6 protein-coding genes are annotated in these 2171 nt (G+C 66.0%); 1 reads left to right on the top strand and 5 read right to left on the bottom strand.

Annotation, left to right across the window (positions count from 1 at the left end; genetic code table 11):
• The 5 genes from ACWGO6_RS18525 to ACWGO6_RS18505 form a co-directional block, all read right to left on the bottom strand.
• The coding region (locus tag ACWGO6_RS18525; RefSeq protein WP_452327592.1) for a hypothetical protein at window positions 1–578 on the bottom strand (578 nt) is incomplete at its 3' end.
• The gene (locus ACWGO6_RS18520; RefSeq protein ID WP_452327591.1) at window positions 575–709 is read right to left on the bottom strand and encodes a hypothetical protein; all 135 of its coding nucleotides are present in this window, start codon (window positions 707–709) and stop codon (window positions 575–577) included. The genes ACWGO6_RS18520 and ACWGO6_RS18525, both read right to left, overlap by 4 nt.
• Window positions 706–1014 carry a hypothetical protein gene (locus tag ACWGO6_RS18515; RefSeq protein WP_452327590.1) on the bottom strand — a complete coding sequence of 103 codons (309 nt, stop codon included), beginning with the start codon at window positions 1012–1014 and terminating at the stop codon, window positions 706–708. The genes ACWGO6_RS18520 and ACWGO6_RS18515 overlap by 4 nt, the downstream gene beginning before the upstream one ends.
• Window positions 1011–1604 (bottom strand): helix-turn-helix domain-containing protein, encoded by a 594-nt coding sequence (locus tag ACWGO6_RS18510; RefSeq protein ID WP_452327589.1) that lies wholly within the window; start codon window positions 1602–1604, stop codon window positions 1011–1013. The genes ACWGO6_RS18515 and ACWGO6_RS18510 overlap by 4 nt, the downstream gene beginning before the upstream one ends.
• Window positions 1601–1798 carry a helix-turn-helix domain-containing protein gene (locus ACWGO6_RS18505; RefSeq protein WP_452327588.1) on the bottom strand — a complete coding sequence of 66 codons (198 nt, stop codon included), beginning with the start codon at window positions 1796–1798 and terminating at the stop codon, window positions 1601–1603. The genes ACWGO6_RS18510 and ACWGO6_RS18505 overlap by 4 nt, the downstream gene beginning before the upstream one ends.
• Before the next feature lie 85 nt (window positions 1799–1883).
• Here ACWGO6_RS18505 and ACWGO6_RS18500 point away from each other — a divergent pair.
• A partial coding sequence (locus ACWGO6_RS18500; RefSeq protein ID WP_452327587.1) for a helix-turn-helix transcriptional regulator occupies window positions 1884–2171 on the top strand: 288 nt, incomplete at its 3' end.

The following is a 2171-nucleotide window of genomic DNA, read 5'->3' as shown; positions in this document are numbered from 1 at the left end:
CGTGCGGCGACCCGTGCGGCGTCCCCTGCGGCGACCCGTGCGGCGTCCCCTGCGGCGACCCGTGCGGCGTCCCCTGCGGCGACCCGTGCGGCGTCCCATGCGGCGACCCCTGCGGCGACCCGTGCGGCGTCCCGTGCGGCGACCCGTGCGGCGGCCCCTGCGGCGCGCACGACGGGTCCGGCAGCTTCGGCTGTGGCCATGTCGGTGATGGGCTGGAGAGCCCGAACCTTGGCCGCCTCGTCCGGGAGTGCGAGGTCAAGGAAGGTGGGCAGGTGGGTGCGGATGAGCCAGTCGAGGGCGATGTAGGAGCGTCGCTCGTCTTTGCCGTCTCCTCGGGTGCCGATGATGCGCGGGATCAGCGGCACGAGTTCCTGTCGCTTGTCGGTCGGGAGCGCGTCGTTGAGCGAGCGCCCGAACGATCCGAGGACCGGTGACACGCACTGCGGTGTGTCACTGAATGCCTCTCCGGCGACGAACGATGCGGCTTCGAGGAGGCACATGCCCTCCTCGGGGTTCGAGTGTGCGCCCTTGGCGAGGGTGATCGTGTCGAGTTCGTCGATCTTGGTCTCGGCGTTCATGGCCATGCCCCTTCGGTGGGTGTGGTGGAACTGTTGCGGGAGTGGTGGCGCTCGATGAGCCACCACGTGAGAGTCAGGAGAGCGGCGAGCGGGAGGCCGATCAGAGGGTCGATGAAGTCGGGGGTGTTCATGCGAACCGTCCTCCGCGCTTCACTCGGCGGGTGACGCGCGCTGTGAGGGCGTGACGCTGCTCTTGGGTGCCAGCCAGCGTCGTGGCTCCTGCATCGGCAAAGGCCTCGGCCCGCTGGAAGTCCGCCGCACCCGAGAGCACGCCACGCGCGATCTCGGCGAGGAGACGCGAGTTGCGCTCAAGCTCTCGGCGCGCCGTGGGCCTCCATCGCTTCGCCTCGTCGGCGAATGACTCGGAGAGCTCGAAGAGGTCGTTACTCAGGGCCACCCGATCGGTGACCGTGATGGTGCCGGTGTGGATTCTCATGCGGTCTGCTCCAGAACTCGGGCGGCGGGGCATCCCCGCTCGCAGTGACGGTCATCGACGAGTGGGTGCCCGCACGCCCCGACATTCGCTCTGTAGGGACTTACGAGAGATGAGTTAGATGGTTCTATTACGGTTCTATGTGCGACAACAGATGTCGGGCCGTTGGTCCTGATCTCGTCGGGTCGCGACAGTTTTGTCGTGCCGTACGCACCGACAGCAGGTGACGGGCCGCTACCGTTCGACGCACCGACAGCAGTTGTCGGGCCGTTGGCGAACAGTGGAGCATCGCCGTAGTCGCGTCCGAACTCGAAGTTGAGGTCGAAGACGACGGGCTTGCGGTCCGCACGGAGGTGCTCTGTGAGGCGCTGGTCGCCGTGCTTGATGAGCCCGCGGACACGGAGGTCACGGAAGGCTCGCTCGACCGTGCGGAGGCTGCACCCGAGTTCGTTGGCGAGTTCGCTCTTCTTGCGCCACACGTTGCGTCCGTCGCTGTGAGCGTGGTTCGCGAGCATGAGGAGCACGCGGAACGCGGTAGGAGGCACGACGTCGAGCGGGAGTTTCGACACCCAGATGAAGGCTTCGAGGCTCATGCCGCATCCCACGGTTCATGCGCGAGCAGGGCCTCGATGTCGGCTGAGGCAAAGAGCATCGCGCCGCGCTTGCCAGGGAGTCTCTTGACCGGCGTTAGCTTCTCTGCTGTCACCCATCGCGTGATCGTCTTGACTGACACTCCGAGCGTTTCGGCCGCCTCCGCCGTCGTGGCGAATGTCGCTTCGTTTGTCATGTGACTAACAGTGACACTCGCTTGGTCAAATGTCAAAGCACGACCCACTTGCGCGTGTCACCGTCGGTGTCCTATCGTTTGACACATGACGATTGCGACCCTTGTTGACCGCCGCCAGCCTCGATTCGAGCTTCGGCATCGCCTTGAGCTTGCGCGCGAGATCGCCGAGATGGACCAGACCGCTCTAGCGGAGGCACTCGGCATGTCACGACAGACCGTGAGCAACTACGAGCGCGGGGCAACGAACCCTCGTCGAGCCGTCCTTCTGGCCTGGGCAATGGCGACAGGCGTGGACGCGAAGTGGCTTGAGCTCGGCGACGAAGCGCCGACTCCAGTGGGCCCTGCCGGGATCGAACCGACGACATCCACGGTG

This window comes from Microbacterium sp. NPDC055665, from assembly GCF_053618035.1.
Note: the sequence above shows the minus strand (reverse complement) of the source record. Positions and strands in the feature narration are given on the sequence as shown.